This is a genomic window from Bacillus mycoides, assembly GCF_000832605.1.
Taxonomy (GTDB): domain Bacteria; phylum Bacillota; class Bacilli; order Bacillales; family Bacillaceae_G; genus Bacillus_A; species Bacillus_A mycoides.
In genome coordinates this window covers 2909997-2927509 of record NZ_CP009692.1, presented here as the reverse complement: position 1 = coordinate 2927509, position 17513 = coordinate 2909997, and the positions used below count along the sequence as shown (strand labels likewise).

The following is a 17513-nucleotide window of genomic DNA, read 5'->3' as shown; positions in this document are numbered from 1 at the left end:
AGATTAAAAAAACGACATAATAAAAACGTCCGATATATTCGGACGTTTTTATTATGTCTGACGAAGAAATATAGTGACTAAAATTATATCAGCGATTCGACAAGAAATGAAAAATCTCCGTTAACTCTCAACTAGAAATTATATTTATCAATATTATCCTTCATAAATACAACTCGTTCAGGAAGTACGATAATACCGTTTCCTTCTGCCTCATAGTCATACCCTTGAATAGAGTTTGGTTCTACTTTCACTTTGCCGATTCCTTTTACTTCGAAGCTATCCCCTACTTTTAATTTTTTCCCTTTTACAACAATTTCATTTGCGACATACGTTGCGAGTGCACCTTGTTGTTTTACATCCCATAATCCAAATTGTTGTACCGTTCCTCGTTTTACATAATCACGCATAACGTTCGGTGTCGAAAAACCAGTTACGACTACTTTTTTATCCATTTTCAAATTTTCAGCTGCTTGCGCCATCGCTGGAAGTGCTGTTGCATCTGGACATATTACTGCGTTAATATCTGGATACGTTTTTAAAATACTCTCTCCTACTGATAAAGATTTTTGCGCATTATTTTCACCATATTGCGTCGTTACAATTTCCCAATTCGGATATTTCTCTTTAATAATCTCTTTTGCCTTCGTTACCCATTGATTTTGATCTGTTACAGTCGGGCTTGAATAAAAGAATGCTACTTTTCCTTTATCTCCAATTTGCTTCGAAGTCATTTCAATTAATAAGTTTGCAAGTTGGTCTGGTGTACCTTGGCTAATATAAAACGAACGGTCTTTCGGATTCACATCAGAATCCCACGTTAATACTGTCATTCCTTTTTTCTTTGCACGTTGTAATGATTGCGAGAGACCATCAACTGACGTAGATGAAACCATAATCGCATCATAGTTTTGGTTAATAAAATTGTTTATATATTTTACTTGCCCGGATACACTTGCCTCAGACGGTCCATCGTACTTCACTTGTACACCTAACTTATCTCCCATCTCTTTTGCACCTTCACCGCCTGATGTGAAGAAGCCAACTCCCGTTAATTTCGGAATGAACGCAAATTTTACATCATCTACTTTTTTCTTATCCGCTGTTTGGCTAGAACAAGCAATTAAACCGATTAAACAAATACACATAATCATAACAATCCCCAATTTTCTCTTCATGACATTTCCCCCTTATGCAAATCCCTTCTTTTCCCCGTGGTGAATCGTTGTAATTTGAAATGTCTCATAATAACAGAAATAATAAGGATAATACCTATTACTACATTTGATTGTTCATTCGTTAAGCCCGTCATTTGCAAACCGTACTGCATGAGTCCTATAAAAATACTTGCTAGTACCGTCCCAATAACACTCCCTTTTCCGCCCGTAATAAGTGTGCCGCCTAATACAACTGCCGTAATAACTGGCAAAATCGTTTCACTTCCAATATCAGCACGAGCAGAACCAAAATAAGCTGTTAAGAAAGCTCCTCCTAATCCACCTCCTACCCCAGAAAGTACGTAAGCAATAATCACCACTTTCTTCGTTCGAATACCGGAATATTTCGCCGTACTTTCATTTACGCCAGTTAATTTTGCGTAGCGACCATATGTTGTACGGTGAAACAATATCGTAAATACTATCGTTAAAATGACAAGGAGCCATAATAGATTAGGTATACCGATAAAACTACCATTTGCCAGTTGCACATACGAATCTGGTAAACCACTTATTCCTTCATAGCCCGCTGCACCCGAACCACCTGAAATAACAAGGGCGATTCCCGCATATAAAAACATCGTTCCAAGTGTAACAACAAGAGGTTCTACATCTGTCATTTTTATAATAAGTCCATTTAATCCGCCCGCTATACAACTTACTACGAGCGCAATGATAACAGCCAACAGTATAGGCATACCATTCATCCAAAGTACTCCGATAAGAATCGAAGTAAGCCCCATAATAGATCCTACTGAAACATCAATTCCACCAGTTACAATGACAAATGTCATCGGAATAGCCGCGATTGAAATAATGAGGAAATCGTTCATACTAAAAAGGAGGTTACTAATGTTTAAGAAATCACTATTTATGAAACTAAAGAGAATGAATTCTACGAGAAGCAATATGAGAAGAACCCCTTCCCATCTATACAAGCTACGTATTCCTTTCATAGATTCACCCTCCTTTCTTCTAATTGCCGGAGTTTCTTCCATTTTTTTAAGACACTATCTAATACGATGATGAGTAGAAGTAAAAATCCTGAAATAGCACTATTCCAAAATGCAGGTATTTTTAAAAAGACGAGTGAACTGCTTATCACTTCTAAGAAGAATGCACCTAATGCCGCTCCAAATATAGAGCCTGTTCCTCCTTTTAAATGAATACCACCTAAAACAGCAGCGGCGATAACTTGCAATTCTATTCCTGTACCTGTTTGATTTGGAACGAATCCAATATTCATTACGAATATACATCCAGCGAGCCCAGCGCTTATGCCTGATATGATAAACGCGTATATTTTCACTTTATCTACATGTATTCCAATAAGCCTTGCACCATCTTCATTATCACCGACCGCATAAAAATATCTTCCAATTTGAACTTTCATTAAAAAGAAATATAGTAGTAGTAATATGATAAGAACGGTCCATACCGTTATCGGAAGGCCTAACATCATAATAGAAGCAATTTGTTTATACTCATTCGGAATATCTTCAATCCACTTTCCGCCCGTAAATATTAACATTGCACCTCTAATAATACCGAGCATTCCTAATGTCATAATGATAGCTGGCACTCGAAATTTCGTAACGCCAATTCCGTTTACCATACCAATAAGAGCACCAAATATAATTGCCGCAAATATCGAAATAAAGGCACTGTATCCATCTGTTAACAACATCCCGCAAACCGCAGCGCTTAATCCCATAATAGACCCTACTGATACATCTATATTTTTCGTAAACAATACGAAAGATTGACCAATTGCCAAAACAACTAAAATAACGCTTGATTTCATAATTAAAGATAAAGAGCTAAACTGCACAAAACTCGGATTCATTACTCCAACGAAGGCTATGTAAAGAAGTAATAAAATAATAATTGACGTCTCATGCATTTTAAATAAACGTTTCACTCCGTTACACCTCTCTTTCCTCCGTACGCAAGGCGTGTAACTTCATCAATACAAATTTCCTTCTTCTCTAAATGAGAGACGAATTCTCCGTTTCTCATCACATATACCCGATTCGCTAATTGAACAATTTCTTCTACATCTGAAGAGATTAATATGATCGCAAGTCCCTCTCTCTTCAAACTTTGTATCGTTTCGTATACTTCTAGTCTTGCTTTCGCATCAATACCGCGGGTCGGTTCATCAAGAATAATCACTTTCGGATTACATGCAAGATATTTTGCTAGCACGACCTTCTGTTGGTTCCCACCTGATAAAGACGTCATTTTCTCATTCATATGAGGGACAACAATTCGAAACTGTTTTATATACAACTCTGATAAAGCGCTTTCTTTTTTGTTGTTTAAAAAGAAGCTACTCATACTGTTTAAAGATGCAGATGTTATATTTTCCTTAACAGACGCAATTGAAAATATACCATTCCCTGCCCGGTCCTCCGGTACATACACCATACCTTCCTTTATTCGCTTATGTACCGAATACTTCGTAATGGATGTTCCCTCTAATAAAACGGAACCTGATTTCAAAGGCATTAATCCAAATATTGATTCAGCTAATTCAGTCCTACCTGATCCGACAATACCTGAAATCCCGACAATTTCTCCAGCGTGTACAGTTAATGATACATTTTGAAAAGCATAACTAGACGCATTCATGACATCTAATACTTTTTCCGAATGCTCTATTTCTTCTTGCGCGATTTCTTTCTTCTCCTCAAGTTTATAATCTTTCGGTAATAACCCCTCCATTAGCATGTCATATGTATAGCTTGATACATCCCCTTGACTTACAATCATACCGTCACGCAAAATTGCTACTTTATTTGCAATTTCAAAGATTTCTGGAAAACGATGCGTAATGTATATCATGCCAATTCCTTTTTCTCTTAAGCTTTTTATCAACACAAAAAGACTCTTAATTTCGTGAGTTGTTAATGTCGATGTTGGCTCATCTAAAATAAGAATCTCAGCTTCCCTTATTAATCCCCTCAATATTTCTACTAATTGTTGCTGGGCAATGGATAACGATAACCCTAGCTTATGAAGTTGAATGTTCCAACCTAAGCCTTCTAGCAACTTATTAATTTTATTTCGAAGTTCTTTCTTTTTCGCTTTCATTCCGATACAAATGTTCTCTTCAATTGTCATATGCGGAAAGATGAGTGGCTCTTGTGGTATTAAATATATGCTATGTTGATGTGCTTCTGCTGTGTTTGAAAACTGTTGTACTTTCCCTTTCACATACATCTTGCCAGCATCGTATGAATACAAGCCCGTTAATATTTTCATTAACGTTGATTTCCCAGCACCATTCCCTCCGACTAAAGCGTATACATCTCCAGGCTCTAATTGTAAATTCACTTCTTTTAATACGAGTTGATCTGCAAATGATTTACTCATCTTTGTAACTTGTAATAAGGGCACGTTCTCCACATGTTGTCACCTGCCTTTATGCAGAACATTTTTTGAGAAAATGATTTTTTGTTCTACTTGTTTTGTAGCATTGTATATTTCTTTTTTCATATCTAGAACACTTTTTTCACTGGACTATTTATCGCTTCAACTGGAATAAACAAAATAACGAACACATATGTTTAAGCAGTGGTCAATTGTTGAAAGGGATGAAGAGTATGTCACAGCTGAGCTTTGAAGACAATTTGTTAACAAAAGTAGCTTGGTACTATTATAAAGATCAATTAACCCAGCAAAAAATTGCTTCCCTTCTTCACATTTCAAGAAATAAAGTCGTTCGGTTGTTAGATAAAGCACGGACGGAAGGTGTCGTCACATTTCACGTAAAAGGTACTGGTTTGCACTGTTTAAGCATCGAACGTGACCTTATGAAAAAATTCCATCTAAAAGATGCTTTCGTTATTCCAACGCCAGCAGAAGATTATGCATTTTCACTCGGAAAAGCTGCCGCACAATATTTAGAAACTCATCTGCAACAAGGAGATTTACTTGGGATTGGCTGGGGAGAGACGATAAGTAAAATGCTAGAAAACATTCATTTTGATAGCTCTATGAATCTTTCAATCGTTACTCTTACAGGAGGCGTAAATCACTATGTTCCAAGAAACCAAAGCTATTTAAACTACATGCAAGGCGATCTTCATATTATTCCTACCCCTTTTCTAACATCTACAAACGAAATGACGCAAATTATTCTATCTGAACCGAGCGTGAAAGATATGCTTCACGTCGCTTCACTCGCTCATACAGCAGTAGTTGGCATTGGCAGCTTATCTCAAGACGCCACAATTGTGAAAGAAGAAAAATTAACACTACGTGAAATGACTTATATACGTAGTCAAAACGGGGCTGGAGATATTTTAGGGCAATTTTATAATACTGACGGAAAACAATTAGAACTTCCCCATCATAACCGTCTTATCGGCACACCACTCTCTGTTCTTCAAAATATGAAACATGTCGTTGGTGTAGCTGGCGGTACGGAAAAGATAGCTGCAATTTACGGCGCCTTAAAAGGAAAGTTCATTCATACATTAATTACCGATGAAGAAACTGCCCTCTCCTTATTAAGAAAGGAAGGTGACTCTCAATGTCTACTCTATTAGCTTACGACGCTGGTACAGGGAGCATTCGAGCAGTTCTTTTTGATTTAAACGGTAATCAACTTGCTGTTAGTCAAAAAGAATGGATTCATAAATCAGATAGTCGTTACCCTGGTTCTATGAATTTTGATGTAACTGAAAACTGGCAGCTCGTTCAACAATGTACGAAAGAGGTTCTTCAAAAAAGTAATACGTCCTCCTCTTCTATTAAAGGTATTAGTGCAACGAGTATGCGTGAAGGCTTTGTTTTATACGATAAAAACGGGCAGGAAATATGGGCTTGTGCAAATGTTGATGGCCGCGCGTCAGCGGAAGTTAGTGAACTAAAACAAATTCGTTCCGAAATTGAAAAGGATTTATATAAAAAATCTGGTCAAACTTTTTCATTAGGTGCTTTACCTCGCTTACTTTGGATTAAAAAACATGAACCAGACGTGTACAGGAGCATTCATTCTTTCACGATGTTAAACGATTGGATTTTATATAAATTGTGCGGCGTACTACAAATTGATCCTTCAAACGGATGTACGTCCGGTATATTCGATTTACAAAATAGAGCTTGGGATAACTGGGTTGCTGAGCAATGCGGTCTTACTCTAGCCTTTTCTCCAAAAGTAAATGAAGCTGGTACAGTTATCGGGAATATCACAAAACGAAGTGCTGAGTTAACAGGATTACATGAAGGAACACCGGTCGTTGCTGGCGGCGGAGATGCACAAATGGCATCGCTTGGAACTGGAGTTGTAAAGCCTGAACAAACATTTATATGCGGAGGCAGTTTTTGGCAACAAGAAGTAAATATAACAAAACCAGAAACTGATCCAAATGCGGCGATTCGTGTTAATTGCCACGTCATTCCTAACCTATGGCAATACGAAACAATTGCTTTCTTCCCTGGCCTTGTTATGAGGTGGTTTCGAGATGCCTTTTGCCATGAAGAAAAACGGCTCGCTGAAAAACTCGGTGTAGATGCTTATGAATTACTAGAAGAACAAGCGAAAGAAGTTCCTGTAGGCTCACATGGCATAATCCCCACTTTTTCAAATGTAATGAATTATATTTCTTGGCGACATGCTGCACCATCCTTTTTAAATTTAAGTTTAGATGCTGAAAAATGCGGTAAAAAAGAAATGTTCCGGGCAATAGAAGAAAATGCCGCCTTCGTTACATTCGGCAACTTGAAATTAATAGAGGCTCTCACAGGGAAATTTCCTTCTGAAGTGATTTTTGCTGGCGGCGCTGCTAAAGGAAAACTTTGGCCGCAAATTCTTTCAGACGTTCTTGGAATCCCAGTGAAAGTACCAGTTGTAAAAGAAGCGGCAGCTTTAGGAACTGCAATTGCTGCTGGGGTTGGTGCTGGCATATATTCATCTATGGCAGCGACTGCCGAACAGTTTGTACAGTGGGAAAAAACATTTGAGCCAGTCACTGAAAATCATGAACTATATAAGGAATTCTATGAAACATGGAAAACTGTGTATAACAGTCAGCTCGCTTTAGCCGATAAAGGGATCACCTCACATATGTGGATTGCACCCGGTGCTCTGTAACACATTACATAAAGGAGTGAAATGTATGTTAAAAGCGAATGAAAATGATTTCTCCTATCGCTTCGGTGATAACGGGCCGAAATATTTAATACAAGGTCCAAATATTGATCTTGGCCTTGTTGTTATTCAGCCTGGGCAAGAGTTTCAAAATCATTATCATACAACGTGCGAAGAAGTCTTCTATGCGTTAGAAGGCGAAATAGATTTCTATGTGAATAACGAAAGAGTTCCAATCAAACAAGGTGATGTCTTGCAAGTTCGCCCTCATGAATCTCACTATCTTATTAACCATTCTGACAAACCTTTTAAAGCTGTTTTTATAAAATCACCATATTTACCAAATAAAGATACAGTGCAAACTGAAAATCCAACATTAACGAAGGAGTGATTCCTAATGACTTGGGGATTTAAAAATCGATTAAACACAATTTTACCTGACGGCAGAGCGGTTATGTTAGCGATAGATCACGGCTACTTTTTAGGGCCAATTCACGGACTTGAACAACCGTTAGAAACAGTTAAAAACTTGCTTCCATATACTGATTCCCTCTTTTTAACACGAGGCGTATTAAGTTCCTGTATTCCTGAAAACTGCAACACACCGATGGTTATGCGTGTATCAGGCGGGGCAACTGTAGTAGGCAAAGATTTAGCGAATGAAACAATTGTTACACCTGTGAAAGAAGCAGTAAAACAAAACGCAATTGGCGTCGGCGTTTCTGTCTTTGTTGGATCAGACTATGAAACACAAACTGTTTCAAATCTCGCAAACGTAGTCTCTGAAGCTCACGATTACGGCCTGCCAGTACTCGGTATTACCGCCGTTGCGAAAGAACTACAAAAACGTGAAGCTCGCTTTCTAGCACTCGCCTCCCGCGTATGTGTTGAAATGGGAGCTGATATTATTAAAACGTACTACTGCGAAGGATTCGAAAAAATCACAAGCACATGCCCTGCTCCAGTCGTAATCGCGGGCGGACCGAAACTAGATTCAATCGAAGACGCATTAAACATTACGTACAATGCGCTGCAAGAAGGCGCAATCGGAGTAGACATGGGCCGAAACATATGGCAATCCGAACATCCAGCTGCGATGATTCAAGCGATTCATGGCATTGTAAAAAATAGATTGAATGTGAAAGAGGCGCTGGAACTATATAATGATGTGAAAAATTAATGTGAAAAGATGGACTATTTATTATAACGGGTTCAGTTAAGAGGAGTAAAACTTGTTTTGACACTCAAACTACACAAGGAAAAGGATGGCACTTGCCATCCTTTTTGACATACATTGAACTTTTACTGTTTTCAAGTTTCCTTCTTCGACTAACGAGCCAAAAATTTTAATCAACCTTTAACTTTATAGCTTTTGTAGCAATAAAAGTTTTAATATGCTTATCTAATATCCTTGTTCCACCAAAATCATCCTCGTAAAAACCCGTTATAACAAAACCAGCTTCAACTTGACCTTGGATTTGATCTTCTAGAGTATGTGCGTATTCTATTGTTTGATTTAAATTAATATAATCTTGAACTTCATCCTCTGGTAAATAATCCAATGTTGATGAAGGTATTGAATGTTTAACATCCAAAATACCTTTTTGTTCTTGGTTGTCATCAAAAATCCATAGTAAAGGATTTGTAAATCCAGAAATAAGAATACCTTTATTCTTTAAAACCCTTGAAATCTCATTCCATACAAGATGAACATCTTTTACAAACAAATTAGAAACAGGATTTACGACAATATCAAAATATTCATCTTCAAAATCACTAAGGTCTGACATATCTCCTTGTACTGTTTTTAAAGTTAATCCATCCCGTTCCGCTACCATTTCATCTTGTTCCAATTGCTTCTTAGATATATCAGTAACTGTTACATCTGCCCCAGCAGCAGCCAGTACTGGTGCTTGTTACCCTCCACCTGATGCTAAACAAAGTATCTTTAATCCCTCTAATGACTTTGGAAACCAATCTCTAGGAACTGATTTTTCTGTGGTGACTGTGATTTCCCATTCACCTGATTTACTTTTTTCAATAACCTCACTACTTACAGGTTGAGTGTATCTAGAACCTTCTTCAACCTTCTTATCCCATGCATTACTGTTTTGTTGTGTAGTATCCATTATAATCATTCCTCCTAACTATCTAGTTGCATTTTAATTGTGACATTATTAACTATTTACACCCTTTTTCTATTAACCTGCCGATAGTTAATAAATGGTTTTCTATATTTATTTTAACACATAAACATCCTATTTTTCTAAATATTTAAATTAATTGATTATATTGTAAAAAATGAGAATTGTTTCAGTTATAATAAAATATGAAAACAAAAATAAAGGAACTGTCTCATAAGTCGGATTTCTGACTAAAAGACGCTTCTTTTTCACTTTAGTGTTCCATTAAAAAAGAGGATTAAAATGGTATCAAGCCCCTTTCCAAACTGGATAAGGGGCTACATATACACCTTCAAACAATTACTCTTGATGAGTGTCATTGGATTTTGAAACTTTCTTACCGTCTCTATAATCAATACAAGACACTTCGATTAATAAGCCATTAAATACTGTAAAATAAAAACCATAACTACTACCTCTCATCGTATAAGGTTCCTTGCCTATTTCAATGCCACCAGCTACTAAACGATTATATGATTGATCAACTTCACTTGAAGTTTCCACTAAAAAACCAATATGAAAAGCTTCAGGATACATAACTTCCTTATTCCCCTTAAATGCTTTTGGATCACTTAGCACAAGTATAAATCCACTCTCATCACTCATTACTACAAGTGCCTTTCCCTTTTGCTCCAAAAATTGAAAATCAAAAAATGTTTCAAAGAAATGTCTAGCTTCTGATAAATCATCAACACATAGATTTAAATGATTCAACTTCATTCACTCATCTCCTTTTAAGCAGAGGGTATATATACTCATATTAATAACACTTACATATGTAAGGAAAGATATTCAAGTGTTCCGTATAAGACTATTTTTTAATAGTCTTATGCTTTTTCCTATAGCTTAGAACGTTTTTCGAAATGAATGCAATCATATGAACCATTCGACATGGAGTATCGATTTACCTATATAAATTGACAAGTGTTATAGCCATATTATTTATTCTCCAAATTAAGTAAAACCCACTCAATCAAGAAAATTGCTGAAGAGATGCGCTCTGTCGTATCACCTAAAAACAATTTATTTATAAAACCTGCAAAATTCGTTGGTACTTTAGATAATGTTTCAATATATTTCAAAACAGATCCAGCTGGCGGTACTGGCTTGTTATTAATAGCCCATATTCCCTCTAACAATGTCCAAGTTGATGTTTGAACTATATATGATGCTTTTAACTCATCTTTTGCCTTCAGAGCAGTCTTAATTTTAATTAGCGAACTATGTAACCAATGAGAAACGCCTTTTACTTTATCACTAGAAACACGGTAGTTTTCAAATTCATGTTTAGCTATTTCCTTTAACTTTTTCAACTCACCGCTTTTATCAAATAAAAATTTCCCTTCTAAAAATGAGTATAGTTCCATCGGATTGTTTTTAAAGTTTACTTGTATTAGATTAAAATCTGCACTCTTATATTCAACTAAAATATCTTCTCTCGTTTCAGAATAAAATCGCTTCTTTTGTCCGTCTTCTAAAAGAATATATAAGTCTAAATCCGAATCAGGATATGCATCACCTCTTGCGACAGAACCAATAAGCATACATCCAGTTACCTTATCTATAGATAAGATTTCAGCTACTATTGTTTTCACTAATTTTTTATGTCGTTCATGTTTAATAGATATTTGTGTTTCTAACATTTGTAACCTCCAAACACATTCTTATAGATTTATTCGTTACCTAAATATATTTTACTTCTCTTAATACCTTTAATCTTCTACATACTTATTCAACAATTGTCAGTTCATATACGATTGCGTCTTTACTGCTTTTTGTTTTATCTTGAATCGTTACAATATCTCCACCTTTTATTTTCGAAGCATTCACCACTTTTACCATCTCTGGTGGAACACTCCCTCCATTGTTCTCTTTATTTAGTGGTAACCACTTTACTGACTTATTAGTTGCTTCTAAAATTTTATATTTAATTGAACCATCATACTTTATTTCACCTACAAGATCTTTTACTAATGTAGGTGTATATTTACCCTCTTCTTTTTCCAAAGAGATATGATCACCTATATCTAAGCTACCGTTTCTTTTAGGCGCCTTCCATTTTATTGGGTTTAAATTACTTAAACTTACTTTCACGCTCTCTTCTTTATTTGAGCTAGCATCTTTTAGAAATATTTCATTATAATTCTTATCAATAACGATATACTCTTTCTGCTCTACTATTTTTGCACTGCTTTCACGTTTTTCTTCCTCATTCTTAGATACATCTTCTTTCACATTATTATTATTATCACTACATACTGATAATAATGTCGTTGCTAAAGCTGCCATTATTAATATTTTTTTCACTTCGTTTACCTCCATTTATAACTAAACAAATAAATATATATAACATCCATATTTTACTATAAATCAAAAAAGAGGATATTTGTTTATTAATAAACAAATATCCTCTACCTCTACCTCTACCTCTACCTCTACCTCTACCTCTACCTCTACCTCTAATTATATTTTACGACTGTTGATAAGCCGATTTCGATGATTTCACATAATAAACACCGTGTTCAACGTTAATGATATGATCTGGTTTTGGTTTACCACGGCCCGCTCTATGTCCAGCTAAATGCTCTTCACTTGTTTCCCAGTTTTTCCATGCTTGTTCTGATTCCCAGCGAATCATAACTACTACTTCTTCATCTCCGCGTCTCACTTTTTTAACGAGAACACTTAAATCGATAAACCCTTCAAATTTTTCAATAATGCCTTCTCCTGTAAAACGCTCTACAACTATATCTGATGTACCTTCTTTTACTGTAAATGTTTTAGTTTCGATAAACATATATCCCACTCCCTCTTTGTAATACGAATACTAGTATTCTTCTATTATAGTTGATTATGATAATTATTTTCAATTATAAAGTTTTAAATTTTTTGAATTATGCTGTTTTCTCTTCAATTGCCTCATCTAAAAATTTAAAATATGGAAGTAATATTCCTATTAAAGAAGTGACGCATATAATCGCACCTATGATAAAGTATAGTGCTCTAACTCCCCATATTTCACTTAGTATGCCTCCTAATAACACACCTAACGGCATAGCGGATCGTATGAAAAATAATCGCACTGAAAATACTTGCCCTATCATATTGTTTGGTACTGTTTGTTGGCATATCGTCGTATTATGAACATTGAAAAATGAAATACAAATACCTGCAATTACTTCAATAATTACCGCAATTATAATACTGTGATTGAACCCTAGAGAAATGTATGTAAGGCCACCTATAAACAATCCTCCAAGCATAAGTATTCGCCGGCTTTTATATGTTACTTTTCCGACTAATATTGATCCAACTACATAGCCAAGTGGGAAACCGGCCATAAAATAACCGTATTCAGCATACCCTGCCGATAGTTCATCTTTAATGTAAGGAAGATTTGTAACCATCGTTACTCCTACTCCAAATTGAACGAATGTTAGAAAGATACCAAGCCAAACGATAACTGGTCTTGTGAAAAAATATGTAAATCCATGAAGAAACTGCTCTAGCCACGTTTTTCTAAGCTCTTGCTTTATCCTCTTTTCTCTAATGAAAAGCAACAACCCTCCACTAATGAATAGACAAATACACACAAAGAACAGTGTTAGCTTCATTCCAATAAAATGAATAACGATGCCACCTAATACTGGCGCAAGAAACATCATAAGACGAGTCATCCCATCAATATACCCATTTGCATTTTGAAGGTGCTCTTTACTTACAATGCTCGGTGTAATTGCTTGACTTGCAGGTGTATAAAGCGGTGTAATAAGTCCAACTATAATTTGAACAACATAAATGTGCCAAACTTCTATATTACCTGTAACTAGCATCGCCAAAGGTAGTAAAAATACGGACGCTCGTATCCATTGTGAAAAAATCATAATCCACTTTCGGCTCCATTTATCAATATATGGACCGCTTATAAGTTGTAGTATGAGCGACGGGATAAAATATAGTAACCACATGCTACTTAATGCTGTTTTTGATCCTGTTAATTCATAAACGAGAATTGAATTACATAACGTCCCGAAAGCCCCGCCTAATTCCGAAATCGCACTACCTATCCACATAAAAAAGAATGAACGGTTTTTCAATACACTCTTCACTATAGCTCACCAACTTTTCTATTAAATTCCTCCCTTTATGTACATTCTCGTTGTATATTATCTATTCAAAAATGCATCTAATTCTTTCGCTAAAGACTGCACTGCTTTCTTTCTCAACACATATTTTCCGTCTTGAATATCAACTAACTTTGCTGAACGTAAAAGTTTCAAATGATGATGTACTGTCGATTTTCCTAGTTGTAATCTTTCCGTTATTTCTTGCAGCGTACGCTCTTGTTCAAATAGTAGTTTTACAATACGAAGCCTTGCCTCGTCCCCGAGCGCCTTATGTTTATGAACTAAAAAATAACTCGGCTCATACGGATCTTCTGGATGTATACTTTCATTTGCGACTGGATAATGAAACACTTTCGTATCTTCAATATCAGCTTCTATGTTCCACGGTCTGTATGTAATTTGCGGGATAAGAAGTACGTGATGAACACTTGGCTCTGGCATATATGTAACTCCACCTGTAGCCCACTCGACAAACTCTTCCGGTTTCATCTTTTTATTCATTTCATTTTTCGCTTCATAATCTCGCTGTAGTATAGAAACAATTTCTTCTGCCTCTTTTTTTACAACACTGTCATACCAACCTGTCATAACGGCGATTAAATGCGTTTTTAGTTCGCGCACATCGGCATGACATACAAACTCTATATACGTAGAGAAAAACTGATGATCATGTGTCAGTTCCTTTAGTTCATGTATTACAGATACTTCTCCGCTTGCAGCTAAACGTCTTTTCGCTTGATACGCTTCTCCTAAAAACGGTAAACATATATACTTTAAATCTTCTTCTGAAAGTGAATCGATATTTGCAATAAACTGTGATAGATCCTGAAAATCTCCCTCATACAATAACTGAAGTAATGCTTTCCATGTATTATTTTCTTCTACGAACTGTAAATGCTCTCTCATCTCTACCGATAATGATTGTCTAATTTTTTCCCATTCACTTTGAGATTTTTCAAGCGTGTCGATTAACCTTTTATGAGTAACTGCCGCAATGCCAAGTGCACATTCGAAAAGTATCGAATACTTCATTTGAACGTTGTACGTTTCCCTCTTTCTACTCGTTACGTGAAAGACTTCCATTTAATCCCCTCCTTATTTGCTAATTATTAAATTCTATATTTATCGAATTATACCTTCTAATTTTTTAGAATTTTAAAATCTTCTGAAACTTTATATTGCTACAAATTTTTAAATTTAAGCTACAGTTAATTTTCTTGTTCAACTATGAGGCAGGTTTATTGAAGAGAAAGGAGAATTTATTGCAGTAAGAAAAATGATTTAGAAATCCTAAGTTTGTTTCTGCAATTACTACAACGGCGCCGTATTGTTCTTTTAGAACCTTCTAAACATCAATCAGATGATAAGTAGGTACGTTTCTACCTAATTTATCTAATACTTATTGTTGGTCTATCTCATAGTTAAGGAGGCTATACGAATGAGTAAAAAAGAAATATTACAAAATGGGGTCAAGCAAGTTTTTTACGAAGAAGAATGGTACCCACCGATATCAGAAGCGTTAAAGAATCTTACCGCTGCACAAGCATGTTGGCAACCAGAAGGAACGGCCAGTAATACGATTTGGGAAAATGCAAACCATTTACTAATCTTTAAAGAGCGCTTACTTTCCCGCTTACATCAAGATGACACATTTGTTGCTCCACAAAATAATGATGACACGTTTGTCCAAGGTGGACCTAATGATGATGATGCTTGGCAACAAACAGTGAAGCGAACGCTCCAAGTACATGATGCCTTACGATCTTCATTAACATCCCTTCAAGAAGCAGAACTGGATCAAACAAGTCCGTCTCTACCAGTTTGGCAACAATATCTGAATATCCTATTGCATGATGCTTATCATACAGGTCAAATTATACAACTTCGTAAACTCCAAGGTTCATGGCCATCTCATCGTTCATATTTATAAGCAATGATTAAAGATGATAGACAAGCATATGATTCTACATTTAGCAGAATAAGTACAAAAAAAGCAAATGAGATTCTAACTCTCATTTGCCTTTTTGCATGCTGGAGAAACGTCCTGCAATGATTTATTAAGCTTAATTAAAATTCAACAAAGAATGTTCAATGGATAAAGTAAAACTTTAATTAGACATTTACGGACCATTATCTCCCGCCTAACTTCCTTGCATTCACCGCTTATTAATTCATTTGTGCATCGTTCAATAGCCCAATTATTTCATTCAACATTTCTTCTGTAAAAGCACCTGCGCTAAAGTTCACTAATGCTCGTAATGGCATATAGTTCATCATTTCAGAAGCATCACTATCCCATCTAGCAGAAATAGTCACATTAAATCCAAGTTATCTATCTTCCCTTTTCAAAAAGGAAGTTAGAATTTCTCTAAATGAATATATTCAGCGTGCCAAAGTCATTTTACAAAGATCTTTAAAAAATATACTGGTATTTCACCTAAACAATTTAAAAATGGATGCAGCTATTAATTGTCCTTCGTTCTACCAATAGATTTATTTTGTTGCTTTACCTTATTAATACATATCCTTTATAAAGCGAAAAAACATTAATTTTTACTACATAAATTGAAATAGACTAATCCCAAACATAATTTACATTCTTCATAACTTCTGATCATAATCCAAATTTGGAAGAATAGGGGCTTTTTTATATACAAATAATAAGCCTCAAGGAGTTGTTGACATGCATTTCATATTAAATATGTTAGGGATTTTCGTTGTAATATTAATCGTTTTCCTATGTTCGCCTAATAAAAGAAAAATAAAATGGAGACCAATTGTTATTCTAATAATATTGGAGCTTTTTATTACGTGGTTTATGTTAGGCACGAAATTGGGCAGTATTATCATTAATAAAATTGCGTCATTTTTCAGTTGGCTACTATCATGTGCGAATGAAGGAATTCGATTTGTATTTCCTTCAGCTATGGAAAATCAAACAGTTGATTTCTTCTTTAGCGCCTTACTTCCTATCATTTTTGTTATCACTTTCTTTGATATTCTTTCGTATTTTGGAATCTTAACTTGGATTATCGATAAAGTTGGTGCAATCATTTCAAAGATTTCTCGTTTACCAAAGTTAGAAAGCTTCTTTTCCATTCAAATGATGTTTTTAGGAAATACGGAAGCACTTGCAGTTGTTCGTGATCAATTATCTGTGTTAAAAGAAAATCGTTTGTTGACTTTTGGAATTATGAGTATGAGTAGCGTCAGCGGATCCATTCTTGGTGCTTATCTATCAATGGTTCCAGCAACATATATTTTCAGCGCTATTCCTTTAAACTGTATTAACGCATTAATCTTGGCTAATGTTTTAAATCCTGTAGAAGTTACTAAAGAAGATGATGTTATTTATTCACCTTCAAAAAATGAAAAAAAAGATTTCTTTTCTACTATTTCAAACAGTATGTTAGTTGGGATGAATATGGTTATTGTTATTTTAGCGATGGTAATTGGCTATGTAGCATTAACAGCATGTTTAAATGGTATTTTAAGCTTTTTTGTAACAGGCTTAACAATTCAAAAAATCTTCTCTATTATCTTTAGCCCCTTTGCTTTTTTACTCGGTTTATCAGGAAAAGATGCTATGTATGTAGCTGAATTAATGGGGATAAAAATAACAACGAATGAATTTGTTGCAATGATGGATTTAAAATCAAACCTAAAGTCTTTACAACCACATACAATTGCGGTTGCAACTACATTTCTAGCTTCTTTTGCAAACTTTAGTACAGTAGGTATGATTTATGGAACTTACAATTCATTATTTGGCGGGGAAAAATCATCAATAATCGGTAAAAATGTTTGGAAGCTTCTTGTTAGCGGAATGGCTGTTTCCTTATTAAGCGCTATGCTTGTGGGGCTTTTTGTATGGTAAATGAATAATTGT

17 protein-coding genes and 2 pseudogenes are annotated in these 17513 nt (G+C 35.4%); 7 read left to right on the top strand and 12 right to left on the bottom strand.

Annotated elements, in window-relative coordinates:
* Window positions 1-131 precede the first annotated feature (131 nt).
* From lsrB to BG05_RS16930, 4 genes are read right to left on the bottom strand one after another with little or no spacing between them, the layout of a single operon-like run.
* Complete coding sequence (gene lsrB, locus BG05_RS16945) at window positions 132-1175, bottom strand: autoinducer 2 ABC transporter substrate-binding protein LsrB (protein WP_002168150.1); 1044 nt, start codon at window positions 1173-1175, stop codon at window positions 132-134.
* Window positions 1172-2170 carry an ABC transporter permease gene (locus BG05_RS16940; RefSeq protein WP_002168149.1) on the bottom strand — a complete coding sequence of 333 codons (999 nt, stop codon included), beginning with the start codon at window positions 2168-2170 and terminating at the stop codon, window positions 1172-1174. Before BG05_RS16940 ends, lsrB begins: the two co-directional genes overlap by 4 nt.
* Complete coding sequence (locus BG05_RS16935; protein WP_002168148.1) at window positions 2167-3135, bottom strand: ABC transporter permease subunit; 969 nt, start codon at window positions 3133-3135, stop codon at window positions 2167-2169. Before BG05_RS16935 ends, BG05_RS16940 begins: the two co-directional genes overlap by 4 nt.
* A complete protein-coding gene (locus tag BG05_RS16930; RefSeq protein ID WP_002168147.1) occupies window positions 3132-4625 on the bottom strand; it encodes a sugar ABC transporter ATP-binding protein in 1494 nt (497 codons plus the stop codon). The genes BG05_RS16935 and BG05_RS16930 overlap by 4 nt, the downstream gene beginning before the upstream one ends.
* Window positions 4626-4822: 197 nt before the next feature.
* On the opposite strand from BG05_RS16930, the gene BG05_RS16925 reads away from it, so the two are divergent.
* From BG05_RS16925 to lsrF, 4 genes are read left to right on the top strand one after another with little or no spacing between them, the layout of a single operon-like run.
* Entirely contained in the window at window positions 4823-5770 is a 948-nt protein-coding gene (locus tag BG05_RS16925) for a sugar-binding transcriptional regulator (RefSeq protein WP_033730719.1), read from the top strand.
* A complete protein-coding gene (gene lsrK, locus BG05_RS16920) occupies window positions 5755-7317 on the top strand; it encodes an autoinducer-2 kinase (RefSeq protein WP_033734125.1) in 1563 nt (520 codons plus the stop codon). Before BG05_RS16925 ends, lsrK begins: the two co-directional genes overlap by 16 nt.
* A 25-nt stretch (window positions 7318-7342) precedes the next feature.
* Window positions 7343-7705, top strand: coding sequence for a cupin domain-containing protein (locus BG05_RS16915; protein ID WP_003190263.1), 363 nt, complete (start codon window positions 7343-7345; stop codon window positions 7703-7705).
* Window positions 7706-7711: 6 nt separating this feature from the next.
* Window positions 7712-8494, top strand: coding sequence for a 3-hydroxy-5-phosphonooxypentane-2,4-dione thiolase (lsrF, locus tag BG05_RS16910; RefSeq protein WP_003190261.1), 783 nt, complete (start codon window positions 7712-7714; stop codon window positions 8492-8494).
* Between the two features lie 166 nt (window positions 8495-8660).
* Here the strand turns inward: lsrF and BG05_RS29745 are convergent.
* The 7 genes and pseudogenes from BG05_RS29745 to BG05_RS16870 all read right to left on the bottom strand — a co-directional run bounded on the left by BG05_RS29745 (window position 8661) and on the right by BG05_RS16870 (window position 14707).
* A pseudogene (locus BG05_RS29745) lies at window positions 8661-9443 on the bottom strand (class I SAM-dependent methyltransferase).
* Window positions 9444-9797: 354 nt separating this feature from the next.
* Complete coding sequence (locus tag BG05_RS16895; protein WP_002127901.1) at window positions 9798-10217, bottom strand: VOC family protein; 420 nt, start codon at window positions 10215-10217, stop codon at window positions 9798-9800.
* A gap of 218 nt (window positions 10218-10435) precedes the next feature.
* Window positions 10436-11140, bottom strand: a complete 705-nt coding sequence (locus BG05_RS16890) for a nucleotidyltransferase domain-containing protein (protein WP_002127903.1) — start codon at window positions 11138-11140, stop codon at window positions 10436-10438.
* Window positions 11141-11225: 85 nt separating this feature from the next.
* On the bottom strand, window positions 11226-11819 hold the full coding sequence (locus BG05_RS16885) for a hypothetical protein (RefSeq protein ID WP_003190256.1): 594 nt from the start codon (window positions 11817-11819) through the stop codon (window positions 11226-11228).
* A 148-nt stretch (window positions 11820-11967) separates the two neighbouring features.
* The gene (hmoA, locus tag BG05_RS16880) at window positions 11968-12294 is read right to left on the bottom strand and encodes a heme-degrading monooxygenase HmoA (RefSeq protein WP_002168142.1); all 327 of its coding nucleotides are present in this window, start codon (window positions 12292-12294) and stop codon (window positions 11968-11970) included.
* 97 nt (window positions 12295-12391) lie between these two features.
* Window positions 12392-13606 (bottom strand): MFS transporter, encoded by a 1215-nt coding sequence (locus BG05_RS16875; protein ID WP_033734123.1) that lies wholly within the window; start codon window positions 13604-13606, stop codon window positions 12392-12394.
* 57 nt (window positions 13607-13663) lie between these two features.
* Window positions 13664-14707 (bottom strand): ArsR/SmtB family transcription factor, encoded by a 1044-nt coding sequence (locus BG05_RS16870; protein ID WP_003190247.1) that lies wholly within the window; start codon window positions 14705-14707, stop codon window positions 13664-13666.
* Between the two features lie 355 nt (window positions 14708-15062).
* Between BG05_RS16870 and BG05_RS16865 the strand changes: the two genes are divergently transcribed.
* A complete protein-coding gene (locus BG05_RS16865; protein ID WP_003190244.1) occupies window positions 15063-15554 on the top strand; it encodes a DinB family protein in 492 nt (163 codons plus the stop codon).
* 236 nt (window positions 15555-15790) lie between these two features.
* Here the strand turns inward: BG05_RS16865 and BG05_RS30860 are convergent, their stop codons facing one another.
* Window positions 15791-15940, bottom strand: coding sequence for a hypothetical protein (locus BG05_RS30860; RefSeq protein ID WP_003190241.1), 150 nt, complete (start codon window positions 15938-15940; stop codon window positions 15791-15793).
* Between BG05_RS30860 and BG05_RS29740 the strand changes: the two are divergent.
* Window positions 15897-16093: pseudogene (locus BG05_RS29740) on the top strand (helix-turn-helix domain-containing protein); the annotation flags it as partial. The gene BG05_RS30860 and the pseudogene BG05_RS29740 sit on opposite strands and share 44 nt — an antisense overlap.
* A gap of 214 nt (window positions 16094-16307) precedes the next feature.
* Window positions 16308-17501 (top strand): NupC/NupG family nucleoside CNT transporter, encoded by a 1194-nt coding sequence (locus tag BG05_RS16860; protein WP_002127907.1) that lies wholly within the window; start codon window positions 16308-16310, stop codon window positions 17499-17501.
* Window positions 17502-17513 lie beyond the last annotated feature (12 nt).